This is a genomic window from Gordonia jinhuaensis (assembly GCF_014639795.1).
In the GTDB taxonomy this organism is placed as follows: domain Bacteria; phylum Actinomycetota; class Actinomycetes; order Mycobacteriales; family Mycobacteriaceae; genus Gordonia_B; species Gordonia_B jinhuaensis.
This window is the reverse complement of record NZ_BMGC01000021.1, coordinates 1-22,224: the sequence shown is the minus strand read 5'-3', so window position 1 is coordinate 22,224 and position 22,224 is coordinate 1. Positions and strand designations below refer to the sequence as shown.

Here is a 22,224-nt window from a genome sequence, read left to right as displayed (position 1 = left end):
ACCCGGCCTGCCTGCAGTCAACGCGTTTTGGTGGAATTCATCGGAATCGATGCCGACATTGCTGTGTACTCAATCGCGGTGTACTCAACCGTCTCCGGCGGTGAGCCCGCGTGTCACGAGCTCTCTCGAGATGCCCTGTGCGGCGACGTGGAGCGCCGAGACCAGCCGCGACTTGTCGCGGCGAAGGCTCCCGACCACGATGCCGATCGCAGCGATCACCTCGGCGTCGCTGCCCTCGCCGAGGCGGCGACCGCGCACCCGGATGGGCACGCCGACCGAGCAGGCGCCGAGGGTCATCTCCTCGGTCGTGGTGGCGAATCCGACGCGACGGATGTCGGCGAGCTGGCGTTCGAGGGTGCCCGGGGACATCACCGTGTATGCCGTATGCCTGCTGAGGTGGGTCAGCACATGAGTGCGCACGTCGTCGGGGGCATGTGCGAGAAGGACTTTGCCGACTCCGGTCGCGTGGAGCGGGAGGCGTCCGCCGACCCGGCTGACCACCGGCACCGAGGCGTGGCCGACGAGGCGGTCGAGATAGAGTGCGGCGTCGCCGTCCCGGGTCGCCAGATGCACCGTTGCGCGGGTGGCGGCGTGGAGATCCTGGAGATAAGGCGCGGCCACCTCGCGCAGTCCGGTGTTGACCGGGGCCAGCAGCCCGACATCCCAGAGGAATCGGCCGATCACGTAGGTCCCGTCGTCGCGCCGGGTCAGCGCCTGCGCGTCGACCAGCTGGCGGACGATGCGCAGGGTCGTGGGGGCCGGGAGGCCCGCTCGTGCGGCGATGTCGGTCAGGGACAAGCGGCGATGGCCGGGGTCGAAGGCCCGCAGGACCGCGACCGTCCGGGCGACCAGTGACGCGCCGCTGGGGGAACCGCCGGCCACGCTCGCCACCGCCTTTCGCTCAGTGAAACCACGATATCGACGTGTGATCGCAGTCTCATTACTGTGCCGCAATGACACAAGACAATCAACCAAGTCACGAGGAGTGTGCATGACCAGCGGTGATGGTGCGATTCGTACCCAGGTGGCGATCGTTGGAGGGGGACCCGCGGGCCTGATGCTCGCCCATCTGCTGCATCTGCAGGGCATCGACAGTGTGGTGGTGGACAACCGTTCCTATGACGAGATCTCGACAACCCACCGCGCCGGGATCCTCGAACACGACAGCGTCACGATGCTGGTCGACACCGGTGCCTCGCAGCGCGTACTCATCGACGGCGACGAGCACGAGGGGATCGAACTGCGGTTCGGCGGGGTGGGCCACCGGATCGACTTCAAGACCCTCGTCGGAGCGTCGTGCACCTTGTATCCGCAGACCGATGTGTTCATCGACCTGTACGCGACCGCCTCGGCTCGCGGCGCCGCGCTGCACTACGGAGTCCGTGACACCGAGGTGGTCGACATCACCGGGTCTCCTCGGGTGCTGTTCACCGACGCTGCCGGGGCGCGACGTGAGATCGCCGCGGATTTCGTTGTGGGAGCTGATGGTTCGCGCAGCATCTGCCGCAAGCTGGTGGCCGACCGCACGCAGTACTTCCGTGAGTACCCGTTCGCGTGGTTCGGCATCCTCGCCGAGGCGCCCAAGAGTGCACCAGAGCTCATCTACTGCCGCTCTGAGCGTGGGTTCGCGCTCATCAGCCAGCGCACCCCCACGATCCAGCGCATGTACTTCCAGTGCAGCCCCGATGAGAACGTCGACGACTGGTCGCAGGAGCGGATCTGGTCGGAACTGCAGGCCCGGGTGGCCGGACCTGACGGCTTCACGCTCAACGAGGGACCGATCATCGACAAGTCGGTGCTGCCCTTCCGCAGTTTCGTGCAGACACCGATGCGCCACGGCAACCTGTTGCTCGCCGGGGACGCCGCCCACACCGTTCCGCCGACCGGCGCCAAAGGACTCAACCTCGCTCTCGCCGACGTGCGGGTGCTCGCCGAGGTCCTCGACCGTGCCATCAACTCTCACGACACCGAGGCATTGGACACCTACACCGACCGGGCGCTCTCGCGGGTGTGGAAGGCTCAGCACTTTTCCTACTGGATGACCTCGATGTTGCATACCGTCGCCGACGCCAGTGACTTCGACGAGCAGCGACAGCTCGGTGAGCTCTCGACACTGGTGGCCTCGGAGGCGGGGTCGACGTACCTCGCCGAGGGGTACACGGGTTGGCCCTCGCGGCGGCGGTGGAATCAGTGAGCGCCGAGATCACGGCCGTGGGGCGCTGAGGGACGGTCATGGCCCGGTCGACCGCTGGCGAGTCGGTATTGCAGCGCGCCACACGCATTCTCGAGGTCTTCGACGTCGACAACCCCGCAGTGTCGGTCACCGATATCGCCGCGCGCGCGAATCTGCCGCTGTCGACCGCGGCACGGCTGGTCGACGAGCTGGTGGATCTCGGTCTGCTCGCTCGCGATCCCAGCCGCCGGGTCCGAATCGGAGTTCATCTTTGGGAACTCGCATCGCGCGCATCGCCGACACGGGGCCTGCGTGAGGCTGCGATGCCGTTCCTGGAAGACCTGCACGCGGTCGTGGGTCATCACGTCCAGATCGGCGTGCTCGACGACGACGAGGTGCTCTTCGTCGAGCGGCTGTCGAGCCATCAGGCGGTCATCAATGTGACCCAGGTGGCCGGGCGGCTGCCGTTGAACGCGTCGTCGTCGGGTCTGGTTCTGCTCGCGCATGCGGCACCGGCCCTCCAGGAGCGCGTGCTCAACCGTCCGATGCGCAGATTCACCGCCGAGACGATCGTCGACTCGTCTGCACTGCGTTCGTTCCTTGCCGGGGTGCGCCGCAATGATGCGGCGATCTGTCCCGGGTTCATCCACGACGATGCGATGGGAATCGCGGTTCCGATCCGCGACCGCACCGACCGGGTGGTCGCCGCACTGTCGGTGATCGTGCCGCGAGGCGATCGGCCGTCCGTTCACCTCGGTGCGCTGCGTGGTGCTGCGCTCGGCATCCGGCGCGCACTCGATCGTCCGGGACTGATCGCACCCCGGGTGCTCGCGGATGGCACCGATTGCAACGAAGTCACTCCCATTGAATGAGAACATTGTTGTGGCATAGCACTCATCACTGACTGAATGTGTCTGTGACCACATTCAGTGACGCTCCTTCGTCGTATGTCCGGCCGCTGCTTCCCCAGGCGTCGTCCGACGTCCTGACACTCCAGGTGAGGGAGAAGACCAGGGTTGCCGAGGGCGTGTGCGCGGTGACCCTCGCCGACGCCGGCGGGCTCCGTCTCCCGGACTGGGCGCCGGGATCGCATATCGACGTGATGCTCCCCGGTGACAGGGTGCGGCAGTACTCGCTGTGCGGCGACCGCTGGGATCCGCACTCCTACCGGATCGCGGTACTGCGCGAACCCGCCGGACGAGGTGGATCGGCCTACATCCACGACGAACTCGAGGTGGGCGATCAGGTACCCATCGGCGGTCCGCGCAACAACTTCGGGCTCGTACCCTCACCGCACTACCTGTTCATCGCCGGCGGCATCGGGATCACCCCGATTCTGCCGATGCTGGCGCAGGCCGAGATCCTCGGAGCACAGTGGTCGCTGCTCTACGGTGGTCGGTCGGCGGCCTCGATGGCGTTCAGCGGTGACCTCGCCGCGGATCCGCGGGTGGCGATCCGTCCCCAGGATGAGTACGGACTGCTCGACATCGAGGCTGCGGTCACACAGACACCCGCCGACACTGCGATCTACTGCTGCGGACCCGCACCACTACTCGACGCGGTGACCGGGATTGGTGAACGTCTCCGTCCGGGCCGGGTCCGCACCGAGCGGTTCGTCGCGGCGGCCATGTCGGCCCCGGTACTCGACCGACCCTTCGAGGTGAGGTTGGCGCGGACGGGTTGCAGCGTCATGGTGGCCCCCGACCAGTCGATCCTCGACGCGGTCGCCGGTGTGGGCGTGCAGGTGCTCTCGTCATGTCGGCAGGGGATCTGCGGGACATGCGAGACGGCGGTGTTGCAGGGGCAGATCGACCATCGCGACTCGCTACTCGGCGACGACGAACGAGCCGAGGGGGACTGCATGTTCATCTGCGTCTCCCGATCATGCAGCGACAGAATCACTCTCGATCTGTGAACGGGTGAATCCGATGCCGCAGAGATGGTTTCACGCTCGGCACACGTCGCACCAGTACACCGAACACGGCAACCAGCCATCGAGAGACGCGAACCGGCCAGTAACGGGAGAGATGTCATGACCATCACCGACAACAGCGAACACACGCCGAACCCGTCGGTTCTGCCGAGTACCGATGCCGACCCATTCGGGGCGGAGATACTCGAGAGCCCCCATGCTTTCCACCACGAACTGCGCGAAGCCGGCCCGGTGCAGTATCTCTCCCGCTACGACACGTACGCGATGGGTCGCTACCGCGATGTCCACGCGGCGCTGACCGACTGGCAGTCGTTCCAGTCCGGCGCGGGAGTGGGTCTCAGCAACTTCCGGTACGAGAAGCCCTGGCGCCCACCGAGTCTCTTACTCGAGACCGATCCACCCGGGCACGACGCACCCAGGTCGGTGTTGTCGTCGGTACTCAGTCCGCGGGCGTTGCGCCGGTTGCGCGATCACTGGTTCGCAGACGCCGAGCACTTCGTCGCAGACCTGCCGAGCGGCGAGATGGACGCCGTGGCGCGTATCTCTGAGGTCTTCCCACTGCGGGTGTTTCCCGACGCAGTGGGAATCGGCACGCAGGGACGCGAGAACCTGCTGCCCTATGGAGATCACCTGTTCAACGCCTTCGGGCCGTCCAACGGCCTCGTCGAGAAGGGGCTTGCCCGCATGCCCGAGATCTCGTCATGGGTGGCCCGGCAGTGTGGACGTGAGGTACTCGCCGACTCGGTGTACGACGGTGTGCCCACCTTCGGGGCTCAGATCTGGGCTGCGGCCGATCGCAGGGACATCACCGAGGAACAGCGCCGACCATCGTCCGTTCACTGCTGTCGGCCGGTGTCGACACCACCATGCACGGTCTGGCCGCGATCCTGCACTCCTTCGCGACCACCCCGCAGGCCTGGCAGCAGTTGCGCGACAATCCGGCACTCGCCCGGGTGGCCTTCGACGAGGCCGTGCGGCTGGAATCGCCGGTGCAGACCTTCTTCAGAACCGCCACCGTTCCGGTCATGGTCGGTGAGGCGCTGATCCCGGAAGGCAAGAAGATCCTCATGTTCCTCGGATCGGCGAATCGTGATCCGCGTCGGTGGGACGATCCGGACACATTCGATCTGGGGCGCAACCCGTCGGGTCACGTCGGATTCGGCATGGGCATCCACCAGTGCGTGGGGCAGCACGTGGCCCGCCTCGAGGCCGAGGCACTGCTGAGCGCACTGGCCAAACGCTTCCGGCGTATCGACATCGCCGGGGTTCCGGTTCGTCACCACAACAACACCTTGCGCGCGTGGGAATCACTGCCCATCTCCTTCGTCGAATGAGCATTTCGGTGAAACAGATCTCCGACGTCGCGTATATGCCACAGACTGCACACGACAGACGGTGCAGGCATCGAGTCACCGGCGAAGCGGCAGACGCCGCCAAATACCACCACAGCAGAAAGCGAAGGAAGACAACATGATCACCTACGACAAGCTGTTCATCGGCGGACAGTGGACCGCACCGAGTTCCGACGAGCGCATCGACGTGGTGTCGGCCAGCACCGAGGAACCGATCGGTTCGGTGCCGGCCGCTGCCGCCGCCGATGTCGATGCCGCGGTGGCTGCCGCGCGCGCGGCGTTCGACGATCCGTCCGGGTGGTCGACGTGGGAACCCGCGCGCCGCGCCGCCGCCATGGAGAACCTCGCCGACGAACTGGAAAAGCGCGGTGAGGAGATCTCACGACGCGTGTCGAGCCAGAACGGCATGCCCATCGCGATTTCGGGCGCGCTGGAGTCGGGATTCCCGGTGTCGCTGTTGCGGTACTACGCGAATCTGGTACGCGAGTTCGACTTTGAGACCGAGCAGCCGCATCTGACGGGTGGGACCACGATCGTGCGCCGGGAGGCCATCGGCGTCGTCGGCGCGATAGCGCCGTGGAACTATCCGCAGGCGCTGGCCGCGTTCAAGTACGCGCCGGCTCTGGCCGCCGGCTGCACCATCGTCCTCAAGCCCTCACCGGAGACCGTGCTGGATGCATTCGCACTCGCCGAGGCGATCGAGGCGTCCGATGTCCCCGACGGTGTGGTGAGCATCGTGCCCGGCGGACGCGACACCGGTGCCTATCTGGTGGAACATCCCGGTGTCGACAAGGTGGCTTTCACCGGCTCGACGGCTGCCGGCAGGATCATCGGGGCCACCTGCGGACAGATGCTGCGTCCGGTGACCCTGGAACTCGGTGGCAAGTCGGCGGCGATCATGCTCGACGACGCGAACCTGGACCTGTCGGTGATGGGGGAGCGCTTCTTCGAGAGCATGCTCGTCAACAACGGGCAGACCTGCTACCTGGGCACGCGTGTGCTGGCCCCGGCGTCGCGCTATGACGAGGTGATCGACACCCTCGCCGCGTTCATGACGAGTCTGCCGGTCGGTGATGCGCTCGACCCGGCCACGATGATCGGTCCGATGGCATCGAGCCGCCATCGCGATCGCGTGGAGGGATTCATCGAGAAGGGTAAGAGCGACGGCGCCCGGCTCGTGGTGGGCGGTGGTCGACCGGAGGGCCTCGACCGTGGCTGGTTCGTCGAGCCGACACTGTTCGCCGACGTCGACAACGCCTCGACCATCGCCCAGGAGGAGATCTTCGGGCCGGTGCTGTCGGTGATCCGCTACACCGACACCGACGACGCGATCGCGATCGCCAACCAGTCCGACTACGGACTCGGCGGCACGGTGTGGACGGCCGACCCCGAGCGCGGTCGCGACGTGGCACGGCGGGTGAAGACGGGCACCATCGGCATCAACCGGTACATGCCCGATCCGGGAGCCCCGTTCGGCGGCGTCAAGGACAGCGGTATCGGACGTGAGCTGGGTCCGCAGGGACTCAGCGCCTACCTGCAGTACAAGTCGATCTACGCCTGAGATCCACACGCCTCCTCGCCCAGCACACCGCCGGGTGAGGAGGCGTCACCGGATCTCTTTGCGTGGCAACGTGGTCCGGACCGTTGCAGGCAGCACGACCGGCCGCGTCTCAATCACACCCGTTCGAAGATCGCAGCCAGTCCCTGACCGCCGCCGATGCACATGGTCTCGAGTCCGAACTGTGCGTCGCTGCGGCGCATCTCGTGGAGCATGGTGGCCAGGATCCGCCCGCCGGTGGCCCCGACGGGATGTCCGAGTGAGATGCCCGATCCGTTCGGGTTCAGACGAGGATCCTCGGGATCGAGCTTCCACGAGGACAAGACTGCCAGCGCCTGAGCGGCGAAGGCCTCGTTGAGTTCGATGATGTCCATGTCGGACAACGACATTCCGGCACGCTCTAGTGCTTTCGCGGTGGCCGGAACCGGGCCGATTCCCATCGTGGCGGGGTTCACCCCGGCCACTGCCCAGCTCACCAATCGCGCCATCGGTTGCAGACCCAGCTCGGCCGCTGTGGCCGCTGTGGTCACCAGAGCCACTGCGGCACCGTCATTCTGGCCGCTCGAGTTGCCGGCGGTGACAGTCGACTCGGGATCGATCGAAGACCGGATCGCCCGAAGCCTTCCCAGCGACTCCATGCTGGTGTCCGCGCGTGGATGCTCGTCGGTGTCGACGATGGTCACCTCGCCCCGGCGCTGCGGAACGGCGACTCCGACGATCTCGTCGGCGAAGGCTCCCGAGCGCTGTGCAGCCACCGCACGCTGGTGCGACCGCAACGCCATCTCGTCCTGTTCGGTGCGGCTGATGCCGAATTCGGCACGCAGGTTCTCGGCGGTCTCGATCATCCCGCCGGGTACCGGGTAGTTCACCCCACCCGCCGTCACACGGCCGCGGGCCAGCCGGTCGTCGAGCGAGACTGCCGGCGTCTTCACACCCCAGCGCATCCCGGTGGCGTAGAACTCCGCACCGCTCATCGACTCGGCCCCGCCCGCGACGATGACGTCGGAACCGCCGGTGGCGACCTGCATGCAGCCCTGCAGCACGGCTTGAAGCCCTGACCCGCACCGCCGGTCGACCTGAAGCCCGGGTACGTCGATCCCGAGTCCGGCGTCGAGTGCGGCCACACGTCCCAGTGCCGGGGCCTCGCCATTGGGCCCGGCCTGGCCGAGGATCACGTCGTCGATGAGCGTCGGGTCGATGCCGCTGCGCTCGACGAGTGCGGTGATGACAGTGGAGGCGAGCTTTTGCACCGGGACGTCACGCAGGGCCCCGCCGAACCTTCCGATCGGAGTGCGTACCGGTGTGCAGATGACGGCGTAGATCATGGTGATGTCATTCCTGTTCTCGTCTCACGCTGTCGGGTGTCGGTTCGCGCGAGGTCGGTGGATATCGCTTCGGCGGTCTGCAGAAGCGGCGGTAGGAGATCCTTGCGGAGTTGCGGGAGGGTGTATCTCGCATAGGGGGTGGACAGGTTGACGGCCGCGACCACGCGCCCGTCGGCGTCGTGAATCGGCGCGGCCATCGAGCGCAGGCCCTCCTCGAGTTCCTGTCCGACGATCGAATAGCCCTGTGAGCGAACGGTGTCGAGTTCGGAACGCAGGTCGTCGGCCGAGGTCACCGTGTGCGAGGTGAGCGCGGTCAGCGGCGTATCCGTCAGCATCTCGTCGAGGTCCTTCTCGGGTAGGCCGGCCAGGAGAACCCGGCCCATCGAGGTCGCATGTGCGGGGAAGCGGGTGCCGATCGTGATCGACACGGTCATGATCCGGCCGACGGGGACGCGGGCGACGTAGACGATGTCGGTGCCGTCGAGAACCGACACCGAGCTCGACTCGTGCACCGAGTGCGTCAGATCCTGCAGATGGGGGGTCGACACGTCGGGAAGTGAGAGCCCGGACAGATAGCTGTAGCCCAGATCGAGAACCTGTGGGGTCAGCCAGAAGACGCTCCCATCGGTGCGCACATACCCCAGTTCGTTCAGCGTCAGCAGGAATCGTCGCGCGGTGGCGCGGGTCAGTCCGGTCGCCCGCGCGACGTCACTGAGGGTGCGTCGTGGGTGGTCCCCGTCGAATGCGCGGATCACCGACAGACCTCGTCCGAGTGACTGGACGAATTCGCCCGTCGGTTCGGCTCCCCGCTCCGATGTCACGGCGTGTCCGCCTGGGAAGTGTCGGGGATCCCGAGATCGGCCAGGGCGGCCTTGCCCAGCGCGAACGCCCGATTGCTGTTGGGCACTCCGGCGTATACCGCGGTGTGCAACAACACTTCTCCGATCAGATCGGGCTGTACGCCTGCACGCAGTGCGGCGCGGATGTGCATGTCGAGTTCGTGTTCGTTGCCCACGGCCGTCAGGATGGCGATGGTGAGCAGCCGCCGCCACTGGTGGTCGATGCCGGGACGGTTCCACACATCGCCCCACGCGACGCGGGTGATGAAGTCCTGGAAGGGTTCGGTGAACGCGGTGGTCCCGGCGACCGACCGGTCGACGTGGGCGTCACCGAGAACCGACCGGCGTGTGCGCATACCCAGATCGAATGCCGCACTGCGTTCATCGGTGCCGCGAAGGAAGTCGTCGATCAACTGGTTGACCGCACCCGCCTGCTCGACGCTGGCGACGTGTGCGGCATCGTCGAGGATCGCCAGGCGGGAGGTGGCCACACGATCGGCGATCAGGCGCTGGTGCTCAGGAGGCGTCGCGGGATCCTGGGCACCCCCGATCACCAGTGTCGGTGACCCGATGCGTCCGAGGTCAGCCCGCGAATCCCACTGTGCGAGTGCCTCACAGCACCGCGCATATCCCTCGGAGTCGGTGTCGGCGACCATCCGGGTGTATTCGGCGACCTCGGCCGGGTTGCGCTCGATGAACCCGGGGGTGAACCAGCGACCCACCACCGCGCCGGCGATGGCGGACGTCCCGTCGGCGCGGACGGTCGCCGCGCGATCGAGCCACGAGTCCGGTTCGCCGAATCTCGCCGAGGTACACAGCGCGACAACGCCGTTCACGCGTTCCGGTGAGGCGATGGCGAGTTGCTGCGCGATGGCGCCGCCGATCGACAATCCCGCCACATGGGTGGAGTCGATCGACAGCTCGTCGAGCAGTGCGATCACCGAGGTGGCGAAATCGGCGATCGTGGATCCCGGCTTGGGGAGCGGTGAATCGCCATGCCCGGGAAGGTCCACGAGAAGCAGTCGGAAATGGCGTGCGAGACGGTGCTGGGGATTCCACATCGCGCGGGTCGACCCCAATGAGCCGATCAGCGTGAGGGTGTCGGCGTCGGCGGACGGTCCGGGTATGACGCTGTGGGCGAGGGCGGTCATCTAGCTCTCCTCTTCGGTGGCGAAATGGGCGCGGATGTCGCGTACCGCGGCGTCGGCGAGGTCAGGTGCGTGTCCCAGATATCCCGACGGGTCGAGCAGCCGGCGGATCTCGTCGGCCGACAGGTGGGCCAGGATCCGCTCGTCGGTGTCCAGAGGTGTTCGCGCCGCGCAGGCCGAGGTGACGATCTCACGGGCGTCGCGGGTGTGGGGTGAAAGTGCACCGACCACACGTTCGGCCATCAGCGCGCCGCCGGTGGCGTCGAGGTTGTGTGCCATCGCATCGGTGTGCACCTGCAGTCCACTGAGACTGTCGGACAACCGGCGGGTCGCGCCGATGGTCACGCGGGCCAGCTCGATGAGCGTGGGCCATTCGGCGTGCCAGGGGCCGGCCGCGCGGGCGAATTCGTGGTCGGTGTTGGCCGCCATCGTGGCCAGCAGACCCGGTGCGCGGCGTGAGTCGGCACGGGCGGCGATGGCGGCCACGGGATTTCGTTTGTGCGGCATCGCCGATGATCCGCCGGGCTTGATCTCCGAGACCTCGCCGAGTTCGGTGGCCGACATCGCGACGATGTCGGTGGCGCATTTGTTCACCGCGCCCGCAGCCGCTGCGAAGGCCGAGGCGACTCGCAGGAACGGGATACGGTCGGTGTGCCACACCGCATCGGTCGCGGCCAGGTCGAGCCGCCGTGCCAGCGCCGTGGCGACCGCGGGGCCGTGGGGGGCCACGGCGGCCATCGTCCCTGCCGCGCCGCCGTATTGGACGGGAAGTGATGCGACGGCGTCGGCGATCAGCCCGTCGGCCTGGGCGAGTGGTCGCGCCCAGGTGGCCACGAGAGCGCCGAAACTGGTCGGCAGAGCCTGCTGTCCGAGGGTGCGTGCTGCCATCGGGGTACTCCGATGTGCGTGTGCGAGATCGGCGCCGGCGAGAGCTGCCGATGCCAGCGCCTCGTGTGATGCCCGCGCCGCCGAGCGCAGCAGCAGGCTCATCGCGTTGTCGATGATGTCCTGACTTGTGGCTCCCCGGTGGACCGCCGATGGCGGCGCAGACGTCGCGGCACGGATCCGGTGCACCACTCCCAGCACCGGGTTACCCGCCTCGGCGGCTTCGGCTCCGAGTGACACCGGGTCGATCGAGACGGTCTCGCATGTGCGGCGGACCTCCTCGGCGTCGGTGCGGTCTATCAGACCGGCGTCGGCACATGCCATCGCCAGTGCTCCCTCCACGGTGCACATCGCCGAGATCCACGCATCGTCGCCGAGGATCTCGTCGAGTCCCGACATCCCGAACGTTGCATCGAACACTGTTGAGCGCGTGGCACTTTGGTGGGCTTTCTGATGGACGTCGGATTCGCCGGAAGAGGTTGACACGCGGTCAACTCTAAGTCCGATGACGTATCGCTGGCAACGGTGCCGGCCAAATATGTTCGGAATGCAAACGCTTGTTCAGAATATGAACACGAGGTAGTCTCGTCGACATGATCGACAAAGTGGTGTCAGATGCGGGCGCGGCGGTCGCCGACATCGGTGACGGTGCGCGGATCGCGGTGGGTGGTTTCGGTCTGGTGGGAGTACCAGAAGTGCTCATCGGTGCACTGCTCGAACAGGGTGCCACCGACCTGGAGACAGTCAGCAACAACTGCGGCACCGACGGTTTCGGGCTCGGCGTGTTGCTCGAACACCACCGCATCCGTCGCACCATCAGTTCCTATGTGGGCTCGAACAAGGAATTCGCCCGGCAGTACCTCGCCGGCGAACTCGAGGTGGAGCTGACCCCGCAGGGCACTCTCGCCGAGCGCATGCGTGCCGGTGGTGCCGGGATCCCGGCGTTCTTCACCCCGGCCGGCGTGGGCACGCAGGTCGCCGACGGTGGACTCCCGATGCGCTATGACGGTGACGGCGGCGTCGCGGCCGCCTCGCCGCCCAAGGAGACCCGCGAATTCGACGGCGTCACCTATGTGATGGAACGCGGGATCGTCGCCGACTTCGCGCTGGTCCACGCCTGGAAGGGCGACCGGATGGGCAATCTCGTCTACCGCGCGAGTGCCCGCAACTTCAATCCGGCCGCAGCGTCGGCCGGTCGGATCACCATCGCCCAGGTGGAACATCTCGTCGAACCCGGCGAACTCGACCCCAATGAGATCCACACACCGGGTATCGAGGTGCAGCGCGTTGTCCACGTGGGACCGGTGACGGTCGGAATCGAGAACAGGACGGTGCGCTCATGAGTGTCACGAGTACGGATCGACCGGTGCACGGGGATGCGCCGACACCGCTGGGTCGCGACGCGCTTGCCGCGCGCGTGGCACGCGAACTGGCAGATGGGCAGTACGTGAACCTGGGCATCGGCATGCCCACGCTCGTGCCCAATCACATCCCCGACGGTGTGTCGGTCGTATTGCATTCGGAGAACGGCGTTCTCGGCGTCGGGCCGTATCCGAGCGAGGATGAAGTCGATCCCGAACTGATCAACGCGGGCAAGGAGACGATCACCGTTCTACCCGGCGCGTCCTTCTTCGATTCGGCCGCATCATTCGGGATGATCCGCGGCGGACAGGTCGACGTCGCCGTCCTCGGCGCCATGCAGGTGAGCGCGCACGGCGACCTGGCCAACTGGATGATCCCCGGCGCGATGGTCAAGGGGATGGGCGGCGCGATGGATCTCGTCCACGGCGCCAAGTACGTGATCGTGATGATGGAGCACGTCTCACGCAAGGGCGTGAGCAAGATCGTCGAGGAGTGCACACTCCCGCTGACCGGTGCGCGGTGCGTCAACCGGATCATCACCGACCGTGCGGTGTTCGACGTCACCGATGACGGACTGCATCTGGTCGAGACGGCACTGGGTTTCGGTGTCGACGACATCCGCGCGGTGACGGACGCGCGGTTCAGCGCCTGATCGTCTGGTCGGTCCCGACCTGCTCGCGCAGGACGTCGATGAACTCGGCCACGAGCGGTTCGGCGGGGTCTGGTCGCGGGGTGCGTCGGGCTGCACGCAGAATCCCGACCGGTTCGGCTGACCCGGTGGTGTCGATCGGGAGGCGGACAAGTGCTCCGGCGGCGACGTCGTCGGCGATCGTGCGCTCCGGGATCAGCCACACCGTTTCGGAGTTGACGGTCAGTGCTCTGGCCACCGACACCGTCAGCGTTTCCACGCGGCGGTCGGGTATCGCGATCCCGGCGGCGCGGAACAGGTTCTCCGCATGCGCTCGGGGCACGGTCGACTCGGGCGAGACGATCACGGGGTAGGCGGCCGCATCCCTGATCGACAGCGGTGTGTGCTCGGCCAGTTCGTGGCCTGCGCGGACCACCACGGCCAGCGGTTCGGCGTAGAGGAGTTCGAACATCAGTCCGTTCGCGCCTCCGCTGGATGGGTCGGGGAGTCGGCCCACCACGCAGTGATAATCCCCGGCGGCCAGTGCGGCGCTGAGAACCGCATTCGTGTCGGTGACCACCGTGACCACGGTGTCGGGATGATCGGAGCCGAAGGTCGCCAGGGCTCGCGGGAGTATTCCGGTGGCGACCGTGGGCAGTGCGCCGATACGCAGTGTCGCCCCAGGTGTTGCCCCGCTCGCCAGCGTGCGCGCCGTCTCGTCGAGACGGACGAGCGTGTCCGAGACCTCCAACGCGCCGCGCAAGAACTGTTCGCCGGCGCCGGTCAGGTTCGCGCCGTGGCGTCCGCGGTCGAGCAGTCTGACACCGACGATGCTCTCGAGTTCGGACAGCGTCTTGGACACCGCGGGCTGCGTCAGATGCAGCTCAGTGGCCGCGCGGCCGATGTGGCGGTGGCGCGCGACGGTCACGAAGCAGCTGATGTGTCGGAGCTTGATCTGCTCGGACAGCGGACTGATCATGAAGAAAAGTTATGCAAACTCGCCAAGATGGTCAATATACATAACAAAAGTAGGCCAATAGAGTGTGGAGCACACCACATATTGGAGGCACTATGACTGCGGTCAATGAACCGCTCGACGGACAGGCCGCACCGGCCTCGCGTCGATCGCACGACGGATTCGGCGGCGATGCGCTGATCACCCCGCGCACCATCGGGTTCGGCCCGATCACCCGACGCGTCGGCGAGGTGCATCCGCCCGCCTACACCCCCGGTTACAAGACCAGCGTGCTCCGTTCACCGCAGAAGGCGTTGATCTCGAACCCGCCCACGCTCTCAGAGATCACCGGACCCGTGTTCGGCGCCGACGAACTCGGTGAGCGCGACAACGACATGATCCTCAACTTCGCCACAGACGGTCTGCCGATCGGCGAACGGTTGATCGTGCACGGCTATGTCCGTGACGAGTTCGGCAATCCGGTGCCGGGCGCACTGGTGGAGGCGTGGCAGGCCAACGCCGGCGGCCGGTATCGGCACAAGACCGATCAATACCTCGCACCGATCGATCCGAACTTCGGTGGTTGTGGTCGAATGATCACAGATGCCAACGGCTACTACATGTTTCGTACCATCAAACCCGGACCGTACCCGTGGAAGAACCGGGTGAACGAGTGGCGTCCCGCGCATATCCACTTCTCCATCAGCGGTGACGCGTGGGCGCAGCGACTCATCACCCAGATGTACTTCGAAGGCGATCCGCTCATCGATCGCTGCCCGATCGTCAAGACGATCCCCACCCGTGAGCAGGTGCAGAGTCTCATCGCACGTGAGGATGCCGCCAATTTCGTCTCGATGGATGCGCGTACCTACCGCTTCGACATCACCCTGCGCGGACGCGCTGCCACCTTCTTCGAAGACCACATCCCCGGAGCACGCCGATGACTCACACCACATCCGACCATCCGACATCATCGGCTCCGGCGTCGGGATCGCAACGCCCAACGGTGACACCGGGTTTCGACTTCGCGCCGGTTCACTTCGCTCCGGCCGCCGAGTACAACGTGCCACGACGGCTGACGGAGACCCCGTCGCAGACCGGGGGACCCTACGTCCACATCGGGCTGGCGCCGCGACAGGCCGGCTTCGACATCTTCGACAACAACTTCGGCAACGTGCTGACCACGGATGAGACGCGCGGTGAGCGGATCACGGTGTCGGGCAGGGTGTTCGACGGGACCGGCGCGGTACTGCGCGATGTGCTCCTCGAGATCTGGCAGGCCAACGCCGACGGCAAGTACTCGCATCCGGCCGATGGTCAGGACAAGCAGCTCGACCGCACCTTTCGCGGGTGGGGCCGTACCAGCGCCGACTTCGAGACCGGGGTCTACACGTTCGAGACGATCAAGCCCGGTGCCGTACCCGGTAACGGCGGAGTGCAGGCCCCGCACATCCTGGTGATGCTGTTCGCCCGCGGAATCAACCTCGGGCTGCATACTCGCATCTACTTCGGCGACGAGCAGCAGGCCAACGCCGCCGACCCGATCCTCAACGGTATCGAGTGGGTGGGTCGCCGACACACGCTGGTCGCCGAGCGTTCCGAACGTGACGGCCAGGTCCACTACACGTTCGACATCCGCATCCAAGACACTCCGGACGGCGGCGAGGAGACGGTGTTCTTCGACGTGTGAGCGGTGGTGTCGACGTGTGGTCGGCTCTCGCGGCGTCTGGAGCTCTCGGTGAACTGGTTGCGTGTGGTGCTTTCGCGACGTGTGGTGCTTACGTGAACTGGTTGCGTTTGTACAGGCGCAGCCAGTTTTCGTAGCCGCAGCCTGTGCAATGGGTGCGTGTGTGGGAACTGGTTGCGTTCACGCGGACGCAACCAGTTTTGAAATGGACGCGACCAGTTCTGACAGGCGCAGCCAGTTTTCGTCGCCGCAGCCTGTGCAATGGGTGCGTGTGTGGGAACTGGTTGCGTTCAGACAGACGCAACCAGTTTTGAAACAGACGCAGCCAGTTCTGAACCCCGCGCAGCCAATTCTGAAGCCTGAGCAATCGCCGTTGGTATCGTTCGACAGGTGAGTCAATTCGAGCGGGACGTTGCTGCGCAGCGGGTGTCGTCGTTCGCTCACCGGGGTGTGTAGAGCCGACCGAGGGTGTGCGGCGGGCGGCGGTGGCGGTGATCGTGGCCGAGATCGACGGTGTGCGCGGTATCTGGTTGACGCGCCGCCCGACCCGGCTGCGTGATCATCCGGGGCAGTTCGCCCTCCCGGGCGGTCGGCTGGAGGCGGGAGAAGATGCCATCGACGCGGCTCTGCGGGAGACCGAGGAAGAGATCGGGGTCCACCTCGGACCCGATGCGGTGCTCGGGCTACTCGACGACTACCTCACGCGCTCGGGTTATGTGATGACGCCGGTGGTGTGCTGGGCCGGCGCGGGGCATGTCCCCACCCCCAGTGCGGACGAGGTCGCGCATCTGTACTTCATCCCACTGTCCGATCTGGCTGTCGACCCCATCTTCTTGAGGATCCCGGAGTCGGACCGACCGGTGATCCAACTGCCGTTGCTCGGTCATCGGATCCATGCACCCACGGCTGCTGTTCTCTACCAGTTCGCCGAGGTGGTTCTCGCTGGGCGCGACACCCGCGTCGACCAACTCGAGCAGCCGGTCTTCGCGTGGCACTGATCACCGCGGGACATCGATCCTGCGACGCGCGCCTCTGACCTGCGCGAACGTGAACATCTCGCGTCGGCGAAGAAAATTCTCGCCCGATGGGAATGCAATCGGACCACAGTCCGTTTATGCTTGGGTATGTGATCGAAGGGCCGCGACACTCGGCCCTATCCACCGATCAGAACAGACTCGGCCACGGCCGAGGAACACAAGGAGATCAACATGAGCAGCGCAGTCAAGGCCCCGATCGCCGCCGGTACCTGGAACATCGATCCGGTCCACTCGACCGTCGGCTTCGTGGTCCGCCACCTGATGGTGAGCAAGGTCCGCGGAAAGTTCGACACGTTCTCGGGCGCCATCACCATCGCCGAAGACGGCACGCCGTCGGTGACCGCCGAGATCGACGTGACCTCGCTCGACACCAACAACGCCCAGCGTGATGCCCACATCAAGTCGGCCGACTTCTTCGAGGTCGAGCAGTACCCGACCGCGACTTTCGTCTCCACCTCGGTCGAGCCCAAGGGTGACGACTGGAAGCTGACCGGAGACTTCACCCTCCACGGTGTCACCAACTCGGTGACCCTGGATCTGGAGTTCCTCGGCACCAACCCGGGCATGGGCCAGGGTGAGGTCGCCGGCTTCGAAGCCACCACCACCATCAACCGCAAGGACTTCGGCATCACCATCGACATGCCGCTCGAGGGTGGCGGCACCGTCGTCAGCGACAAGGTGACCATCAACCTGGAGATCGAGGCGACCAAGGCCTGATCACCTGATCCGGCTCGAGTTCGCTCGGACTGCGCCCGATGAACTCGGGCAGTGTGGCACGACCCCGCGACCATTCGGTCGCGGGGTCGTTGTCGTATCCGCCGATCTCTGCCTCTACCTGAGGCTGACGCCCACGAACCGAATGAAACTCTCGGATAACGCGATTCGGACTCTTACGAGTCGTCCGATTCGTCCTGCGACACCGCCTGCTCTCGCGACTGTGGTGAGCGCACATCCAAAAATCAAGTGACGCAGGTGGTCACGGTGGCTTACCGTTCCATGCGTCCTCGAGATCGGGTCAGACCGATCTCTGTGTGAGAGGCGCTCAGGTATGCCGGCACATGACGTGTCGTCGTGCGAGGACGTGAGGAGGTGGGCTCGATGACAATCAACCATGCTGTGTCACAACGAGATCAGTCGTACGGTATCCGGTCGCACGGGAGTCGACCCAGCAGCGATCGCCGAGGGTCCGCCGAGCAGGCGCCATCGAATGCGGTCGTCGACGCGACCGAACTGTTCGTCCGTCGCAGGCAGCTGGTCGCACGCCAACAGCGGGTCGACCGCAGATTCGTGCGGGCGACACGACGGCTGTGCGGTCAGTCGGCGCGATGGCTCATCGGCATGGCTGCCCAGCAACACTCGCCGCAGCATCACTCGACGCAGCATCACTCGACGCAGCATCACCCGACAGGGCAGTCACCCTCGCTGCAGCGCGCTGAGCTCGCGCGCCGTCACGCACTGCGCGTCGAGATCGCAGCCGAGCGTGAGCGCCACGCCCGGCTCTTGCTGCGATACGCGGTCCGCTGATACATCGCTGTCAGCTCGGATGTGGCCCTGTACTGAAGTCGGGTGGGAAGTCCAGGTTGCCGCCGCTGATGATCACCCCGACCGTCGCACCGGCGAGCTCGTCGCGCATTCCCAGCGCGCCGACGAGTCCGAGTGCGGCGGTCGGCTCGACCACCAGTTTCATCCGCGTGGCGAGCAGGGTCAGCGCCTCGACGAGTTCATGGTCGGTGGCGGTGAGGATGTCGGTTACCCGCTCGGCGATGATCGGGTAGGTGAGCGAGCCGAGTTCAGTGGTCTGGGCACCATCGGCGATGGTGACCGGCGGGCTGATCGACACGATGTGACCGGCGCGCAGCGACTGCAATCCGTCGTCCCCGGCAGCCGGTTCGACTCCGTAGACGCGCGAATGCGACGACAGGGCGCCCATCGCGAGCAGGGTCCCCGACAGCAAACCGCCGCCGCCCAGAGGTGTGAACACCGCGTCGAGTTCGGGGGCGTCCTCGATGAATTCGATTGCGCAGGTGCCCTGTCCGGCTATCACGTGCGGATGATTGAATGGGGGGATCAGCGTCCGCCCCTGCGAACGCATCAGCTCGCCGGCGATCGCCTCCCGATCCTGCGTGTAGCGGTCGTAGGTCACGATCGTCGCGCCGTAGCCCGCGGTGGCCGCGAGCTTGGCCGCAGGTGCATCGGCGGGCATGACGATGGTTGCCGACACACCGAGCATCTGTGATGACAGTGCCACGGCCCCTGCATGATTGCCCGAGGAGAACGCGACCACACCGCGGTCGCGCCGATCCTCGCCGAGTCTGCTCACCGCGTTGTAGGCACCACGGAATTTGAATGCGCCGCCACGCTGGAGGTTCTCGCATTTGAACAGCACCCGGAATCCGGCGATCTCATCGATGAGACGTGAATGCATGACGGGCGTGCGGTGGGCGATCCCGGAAATGCGGACGAGCGCATCCGCCACGTCGTCGTAGGTCGGCCGTTCGAGCGCGGGGTCAGCCATACCCCGACCATATCGCGCGTGACAGACTGGCAGACATGACCAGCGGTTCGGTGTCGGGTGCGCGTTCGGAGAGTCCCTACTCGCACGGATTTGTCCGTGTCGCCGGTGCGGTTCCGGTGGTGGCACTGGCCGATCCGGCCGCCAACGCCGCTGCGACGATCGAGTTGATGCGCGCGGCTGACCGTGACGGAGCGGGGCTGGTGGTGTTCCCCGAACTCGGTCTCAGCGGCTACAGCCTCGACGATCTGCTGCAACAGGATGCCCTCCTCGACGCAGTGCTCGACGCGCTGGCCGAGGTCGTGGCCGCGAGCAGAGGGATGGCCTCGGTGACGGTGGTGGGCGCGCCGCTGGTGTTCGGAGACGGCCTCTACAACTGTGCGGTGGTGATCTGCTCGGGTCAGATCCTCGGCGTGGTGCCCAAGTCGTTCATCCCCAACTACCGCGAGTTCTACGAGCAGCGGTACTTCTCGGCCGCCCGCGACGCCCCGTTCGACACGGTCACACTGCTGCGCACGCAGGTGCCCTTCGGCTCCGATCTACTGTTCGCCGCAGACGATCTCCCCGGGTTCGTACTCCATGTGGAGATCTGTGAGGACGGCTGGATGCCGATCCCGCCCAGCACCCGCGGTGCGCTGGCCGGCGCGACCGTACTGGCCAACCTCTCGGGCAGCCCGGTGACCGTCGGCAAGGCCGAATACCGTCGGTCGCTGTGTTCGTCGCAGTCGGCGCGCACGATGTCGGCGTATGTCTACGTGGCGGCCGGATTCGGCGAGTCCACCACCGATCTCGCCTGGGACGGCGACGCGATGGTCTGCGAGAACGGCAATCTGCTCACGCGGTCGGAACCGTTCGCGATGGATGCGCAGATCATCACCGCCGACGTCGATCTCGACCGTCTCCGGCAGGAGCGGATGCGCATGATCTCGCTGCGCGACCAGATCGGTGATCACGCAGAAGTTCTGAAAGCCATGCGACACATCACCTTCCATCTCGGTGTCCCGTCTGTTCCCGGTGCGTTGGCCCGTGAGGTGCCGCGCTTCCCCTATGTGCCCGCCGGTGCGGCCGACCGCGACATCCGGTGTCGAGAGGTGGGACACATTCAGGTGCAGGGCCTGGTCGGCAGGTTGCGCGCGACCGGCATCGAGAAGGTGGTCATCGGCGTCTCCGGTGGTCTCGACTCGACCCTGGCGTTACTCGTGGCCGTCGATGCGATGGATGCTCTCGGTCTCCCGCGCACCAATGTGCTGGCCTACACCATGCCCGGATTCGCCACTGGCGGTGCGACCTTGCGACGCGCACACGAGTTGATGGATTCGCTGGGGGTGAGTGGGCATGAGATCGACATCCGACCGTCGTGTGAGCAGATGCTCGCCGACCTCGGGCACCCCTATGCCCACGGGGAGAAGGTCTATGACGTCACGTTCGAGAATGTGCAGGCCGGGGAACGCACATCGCATCTGTTCCGGCTGGCCAATGCCAATGCCGCCATCGTGCTCGGCACCGGCGATCTGAGTGAACTCGCGCTGGGTTGGTGCACCTATGGCGTGGGCGATCAGATGTCGCACTACAACGTCAACGGTTCGGTGCCGAAGACGTTGATCCAGTATCTGATTCGCTGGATGATCACCAGTGAGCGACACTCGCCGCGCACCTCGGTGGTGCTGGCCGAGATCCTCGACGACGTGATCTCGCCGGAACTGGTGCCTGCCGACGAGGACGGACAGGTGCAGAGTACCGAGGCGACCATCGGCCCCTACGAGTTGCATGACTTCTTCCTGTATCACCTGACCCGCTACGGATTTCGGCCCGCCAAGATCGCCTATCTGGCAGATCAGGCGTGGGGGTCGGTGGACGCCGGTCGGTGGCCCGACCTCATCGGCGAGTCCGCGCGGCATTCTTATGACAGGCCGACCATCGAGAAGTGGCTGGAGGTGTTTCTGCGGCGCTTCATGTCCAGTCAGTTCAAACGCAGCGCGATGCCCAACGGCCCCAAGATCGGCTCGGGCGGTTCGTTGTCGCCGCGCGGTGATTGGCGGTCGCCGAGCGACGCCTCGGTACGTGCATGGTTGGACGGGCTGCGCCGGTAGGGGACATAATCAGGTCCGCTCACAGCCCGGTGTTCACGATCGGACAAACGATTTCACATCGTGAATTTCGGTTGTGGGGGCAGCTTTTCACCGTCACCGAGTAACGCGAGTCGGATCGGTGACGATGAGACAACCATGGGGGCTTCGGTGTCCTCCGCTGATCCCGTCGAGGTTCGCGGCACGGTGTCGTGCGCTCGACGGTGATGGGGAATCGACGCGCCCTGTGGCGCGGTGCGGAATCGACGGCGCCAGGCGCCATGAGGAGTGAGTGATGGTGGGTGTGTTCTCACGGACGAGAACGCCACGGACAGGCCGCGGAGTCGTCGGCTTCGTGGTTGCACTGCTGGTGGCGGCAATGGCGCTGGTGGGCGGGGCCGGAAATGCGTTGGCGTGGGGTCCGCCGCCGAATGAGGCGCCGACCTTCCGCCAGGATCGCATCAATGGCTATGGCATGGGTGATCCGTTGGTGCGGACGTGGGCTGCGCAGGGTGTGGATCGCACGAAGGCGCCGACTTTGGTGTTCCTCGACGGGCTGCGCGCCACTGATGATGTGAGTGGCTGGGAGCGTGACAGTAACGTCGCTTACCTGTCCAAGCGGGGCTACAACGTCGTGATGCCGGTGGGCGGACAGTCGAGTGGGCCTGGTGCACGGATAGGTGACAGGGTTAGTCACGCGGCCTGAGGGGCCTCGTGGTTGATGATGGTCTCGAATTCAATGGGGGTCAATCTGCCGAGGCGGT

At 65.9% G+C, this 22,224-nt stretch carries 19 protein-coding genes and 2 pseudogenes; 14 read left to right on the top strand and 7 right to left on the bottom strand.

Going from position 1 to position 22,224, the window contains the following annotated elements; genetic code table 11:
* Positions 1-84: 84 nt before the first annotated feature.
* The gene (locus IEW22_RS13615; protein WP_229742639.1) at positions 85-882 is read right to left on the bottom strand and encodes an IclR family transcriptional regulator; all 798 of its coding nucleotides are present in this window, start codon (positions 880-882) and stop codon (positions 85-87) included.
* A 109-nt stretch (positions 883-991) separates the two neighbouring features.
* Here IEW22_RS13615 and IEW22_RS13610 point away from each other — a divergent pair, with 109 nt between their 5' ends.
* From IEW22_RS13610 to IEW22_RS13590, 5 genes and pseudogenes are all read left to right on the top strand, one after another.
* On the top strand, positions 992-2,194 hold the full coding sequence (locus tag IEW22_RS13610; RefSeq protein WP_188587160.1) for a 4-hydroxybenzoate 3-monooxygenase: 1,203 nt from the start codon (positions 992-994) through the stop codon (positions 2,192-2,194).
* A 38-nt stretch (positions 2,195-2,232) separates the two neighbouring features.
* Positions 2,233-3,045 carry an IclR family transcriptional regulator gene (locus IEW22_RS13605; protein WP_188587159.1) on the top strand — a complete coding sequence of 271 codons (813 nt, stop codon included), beginning with the start codon at positions 2,233-2,235 and terminating at the stop codon, positions 3,043-3,045.
* An 86-nt stretch (positions 3,046-3,131) separates the two neighbouring features.
* On the top strand, positions 3,132-4,088 hold the full coding sequence (locus IEW22_RS13600; protein WP_229742654.1) for a PDR/VanB family oxidoreductase: 957 nt from the start codon (positions 3,132-3,134) through the stop codon (positions 4,086-4,088).
* A gap of 117 nt (positions 4,089-4,205) precedes the next feature.
* Positions 4,206-5,440 (top strand): annotated as a pseudogene (locus IEW22_RS13595) (cytochrome P450).
* A 136-nt stretch (positions 5,441-5,576) separates the two neighbouring features.
* Positions 5,577-7,019: an aldehyde dehydrogenase gene (locus IEW22_RS13590; RefSeq protein ID WP_188587158.1), complete on the top strand. Its 1,443-nt coding sequence runs from the start codon at positions 5,577-5,579 to the stop codon at positions 7,017-7,019.
* A 113-nt stretch (positions 7,020-7,132) separates the two neighbouring features.
* Here the strand turns inward: IEW22_RS13590 and IEW22_RS13585 are convergent, their stop codons facing one another.
* Genes IEW22_RS13585 through IEW22_RS13570 form a run of 4 tightly spaced genes read right to left on the bottom strand, consistent with a single transcriptional unit; the run spans position 7,133 to position 11,612 of the window.
* Entirely contained in the window at positions 7,133-8,341 is a 1,209-nt protein-coding gene (locus IEW22_RS13585) for an acetyl-CoA C-acetyltransferase (RefSeq protein ID WP_188587157.1), read from the bottom strand.
* Entirely contained in the window at positions 8,338-9,162 is an 825-nt protein-coding gene (locus IEW22_RS13580; protein ID WP_188587156.1) for an IclR family transcriptional regulator domain-containing protein, read from the bottom strand. Before IEW22_RS13580 ends, IEW22_RS13585 begins: the two co-directional genes overlap by 4 nt.
* The gene (gene pcaDC / locus IEW22_RS13575) at positions 9,159-10,331 is read right to left on the bottom strand and encodes a bifunctional 3-oxoadipate enol-lactonase/4-carboxymuconolactone decarboxylase PcaDC (RefSeq protein WP_188587155.1); all 1,173 of its coding nucleotides are present in this window, start codon (positions 10,329-10,331) and stop codon (positions 9,159-9,161) included. Before pcaDC ends, IEW22_RS13580 begins: the two co-directional genes overlap by 4 nt.
* Positions 10,332-11,612: a lyase family protein gene (locus tag IEW22_RS13570; protein WP_188587194.1), complete on the bottom strand. Its 1,281-nt coding sequence runs from the start codon at positions 11,610-11,612 to the stop codon at positions 10,332-10,334.
* Between the two features lie 194 nt (positions 11,613-11,806).
* Between IEW22_RS13570 and IEW22_RS13565 the strand changes: the two genes are divergently transcribed.
* Both IEW22_RS13565 and IEW22_RS13560 read left to right on the top strand, forming a co-directional pair.
* The gene (locus IEW22_RS13565; RefSeq protein WP_188587154.1) at positions 11,807-12,556 is read left to right on the top strand and encodes a CoA transferase subunit A; all 750 of its coding nucleotides are present in this window, start codon (positions 11,807-11,809) and stop codon (positions 12,554-12,556) included.
* Positions 12,553-13,227 carry a CoA transferase subunit B gene (locus IEW22_RS13560; RefSeq protein WP_188587153.1) on the top strand — a complete coding sequence of 225 codons (675 nt, stop codon included), beginning with the start codon at positions 12,553-12,555 and terminating at the stop codon, positions 13,225-13,227. The genes IEW22_RS13565 and IEW22_RS13560 overlap by 4 nt, the downstream gene beginning before the upstream one ends.
* Here the strand turns inward: IEW22_RS13560 and IEW22_RS13555 are convergent.
* Positions 13,217-14,182, bottom strand: a complete 966-nt coding sequence (locus IEW22_RS13555) for a LysR substrate-binding domain-containing protein (protein WP_188587152.1) — start codon at positions 14,180-14,182, stop codon at positions 13,217-13,219. The two genes, IEW22_RS13560 and IEW22_RS13555, sit on opposite strands and share 11 nt — an antisense overlap.
* Positions 14,183-14,274: 92 nt before the next feature.
* Here IEW22_RS13555 and pcaH point away from each other — a divergent pair, with 92 nt between their 5' ends.
* The 5 genes and pseudogenes from pcaH (at position 14,275) to IEW22_RS13530 (ending at position 18,406) form a co-directional block, all read left to right on the top strand.
* A complete protein-coding gene (pcaH, locus tag IEW22_RS13550; RefSeq protein WP_188587151.1) occupies positions 14,275-15,102 on the top strand; it encodes a protocatechuate 3,4-dioxygenase subunit beta in 828 nt (275 codons plus the stop codon).
* Positions 15,099-15,848, top strand: a complete 750-nt coding sequence (gene pcaG / locus IEW22_RS13545; RefSeq protein ID WP_188587150.1) for a protocatechuate 3,4-dioxygenase subunit alpha — start codon at positions 15,099-15,101, stop codon at positions 15,846-15,848. Before pcaH ends, pcaG begins: the two co-directional genes overlap by 4 nt.
* A gap of 387 nt (positions 15,849-16,235) precedes the next feature.
* Positions 16,236-16,843, top strand: a pseudogene (locus IEW22_RS13540) (NUDIX hydrolase).
* Positions 16,844-17,053: 210 nt separating this feature from the next.
* A complete protein-coding gene (locus tag IEW22_RS13535) occupies positions 17,054-17,599 on the top strand; it encodes a YceI family protein (protein ID WP_188587148.1) in 546 nt (181 codons plus the stop codon).
* Positions 17,600-17,980: 381 nt separating this feature from the next.
* Complete coding sequence (locus IEW22_RS13530; protein WP_188587147.1) at positions 17,981-18,406, top strand: hypothetical protein; 426 nt, start codon at positions 17,981-17,983, stop codon at positions 18,404-18,406.
* Positions 18,407-18,416: 10 nt separating this feature from the next.
* On the opposite strand, the gene IEW22_RS13525 is transcribed toward IEW22_RS13530, so the two are convergent.
* A complete protein-coding gene (locus IEW22_RS13525; protein WP_188587146.1) occupies positions 18,417-19,397 on the bottom strand; it encodes a threo-3-hydroxy-L-aspartate ammonia-lyase in 981 nt (326 codons plus the stop codon).
* 35 nt (positions 19,398-19,432) lie between these two features.
* Between IEW22_RS13525 and IEW22_RS13520 the strand changes: the two genes are divergently transcribed.
* Complete coding sequence (locus tag IEW22_RS13520; RefSeq protein ID WP_188587145.1) at positions 19,433-21,484, top strand: NAD(+) synthase; 2,052 nt, start codon at positions 19,433-19,435, stop codon at positions 21,482-21,484.
* Between the two features lie 331 nt (positions 21,485-21,815).
* Positions 21,816-22,166, top strand: coding sequence for an alpha/beta hydrolase (locus tag IEW22_RS13515; RefSeq protein ID WP_188587144.1), 351 nt, complete (start codon positions 21,816-21,818; stop codon positions 22,164-22,166).
* The last annotated feature ends 58 nt before the right edge of the window (positions 22,167-22,224 follow it).

Coding starts and splice junctions, on each gene's coding strand:
- IEW22_RS13610 (WP_188587160.1), top strand. CDS start 992: ATGACCAGCGGTGATGGTGCGATTCGTACCCAGGTGGCGATCGTTGGA.
- IEW22_RS13605 (WP_188587159.1), top strand. CDS start 2,233: ATGGCCCGGTCGACCGCTGGCGAGTCGGTATTGCAGCGCGCCACACGC.
- IEW22_RS13590 (WP_188587158.1), top strand. CDS start 5,577: ATGATCACCTACGACAAGCTGTTCATCGGCGGACAGTGGACCGCACCG.
- IEW22_RS13585 (WP_188587157.1), bottom strand. CDS start 8,341: ATGATCTACGCCGTCATCTGCACACCGGTACGCACTCCGATCGGAAGG.
- pcaDC (WP_188587155.1), bottom strand. CDS start 10,331: ATGACCGCCCTCGCCCACAGCGTCATACCCGGACCGTCCGCCGACGCC.
- IEW22_RS13570 (WP_188587194.1), bottom strand. CDS start 11,612: ATGTCGGGACTCGACGAGATCCTCGGCGACGATGCGTGGATCTCGGCG.
- IEW22_RS13565 (WP_188587154.1), top strand. CDS start 11,807: ATGATCGACAAAGTGGTGTCAGATGCGGGCGCGGCGGTCGCCGACATC.
- IEW22_RS13560 (WP_188587153.1), top strand. CDS start 12,553: ATGAGTGTCACGAGTACGGATCGACCGGTGCACGGGGATGCGCCGACA.
- IEW22_RS13555 (WP_188587152.1), bottom strand. CDS start 14,182: ATGATCAGTCCGCTGTCCGAGCAGATCAAGCTCCGACACATCAGCTGC.
- pcaH (WP_188587151.1), top strand. CDS start 14,275: ATGACTGCGGTCAATGAACCGCTCGACGGACAGGCCGCACCGGCCTCG.
- pcaG (WP_188587150.1), top strand. CDS start 15,099: ATGACTCACACCACATCCGACCATCCGACATCATCGGCTCCGGCGTCG.
- IEW22_RS13535 (WP_188587148.1), top strand. CDS start 17,054: ATGAGCAGCGCAGTCAAGGCCCCGATCGCCGCCGGTACCTGGAACATC.
- IEW22_RS13530 (WP_188587147.1), top strand. CDS start 17,981: ATGACAATCAACCATGCTGTGTCACAACGAGATCAGTCGTACGGTATC.
- IEW22_RS13525 (WP_188587146.1), bottom strand. CDS start 19,397: ATGGCTGACCCCGCGCTCGAACGGCCGACCTACGACGACGTGGCGGAT.
- IEW22_RS13520 (WP_188587145.1), top strand. CDS start 19,433: ATGACCAGCGGTTCGGTGTCGGGTGCGCGTTCGGAGAGTCCCTACTCG.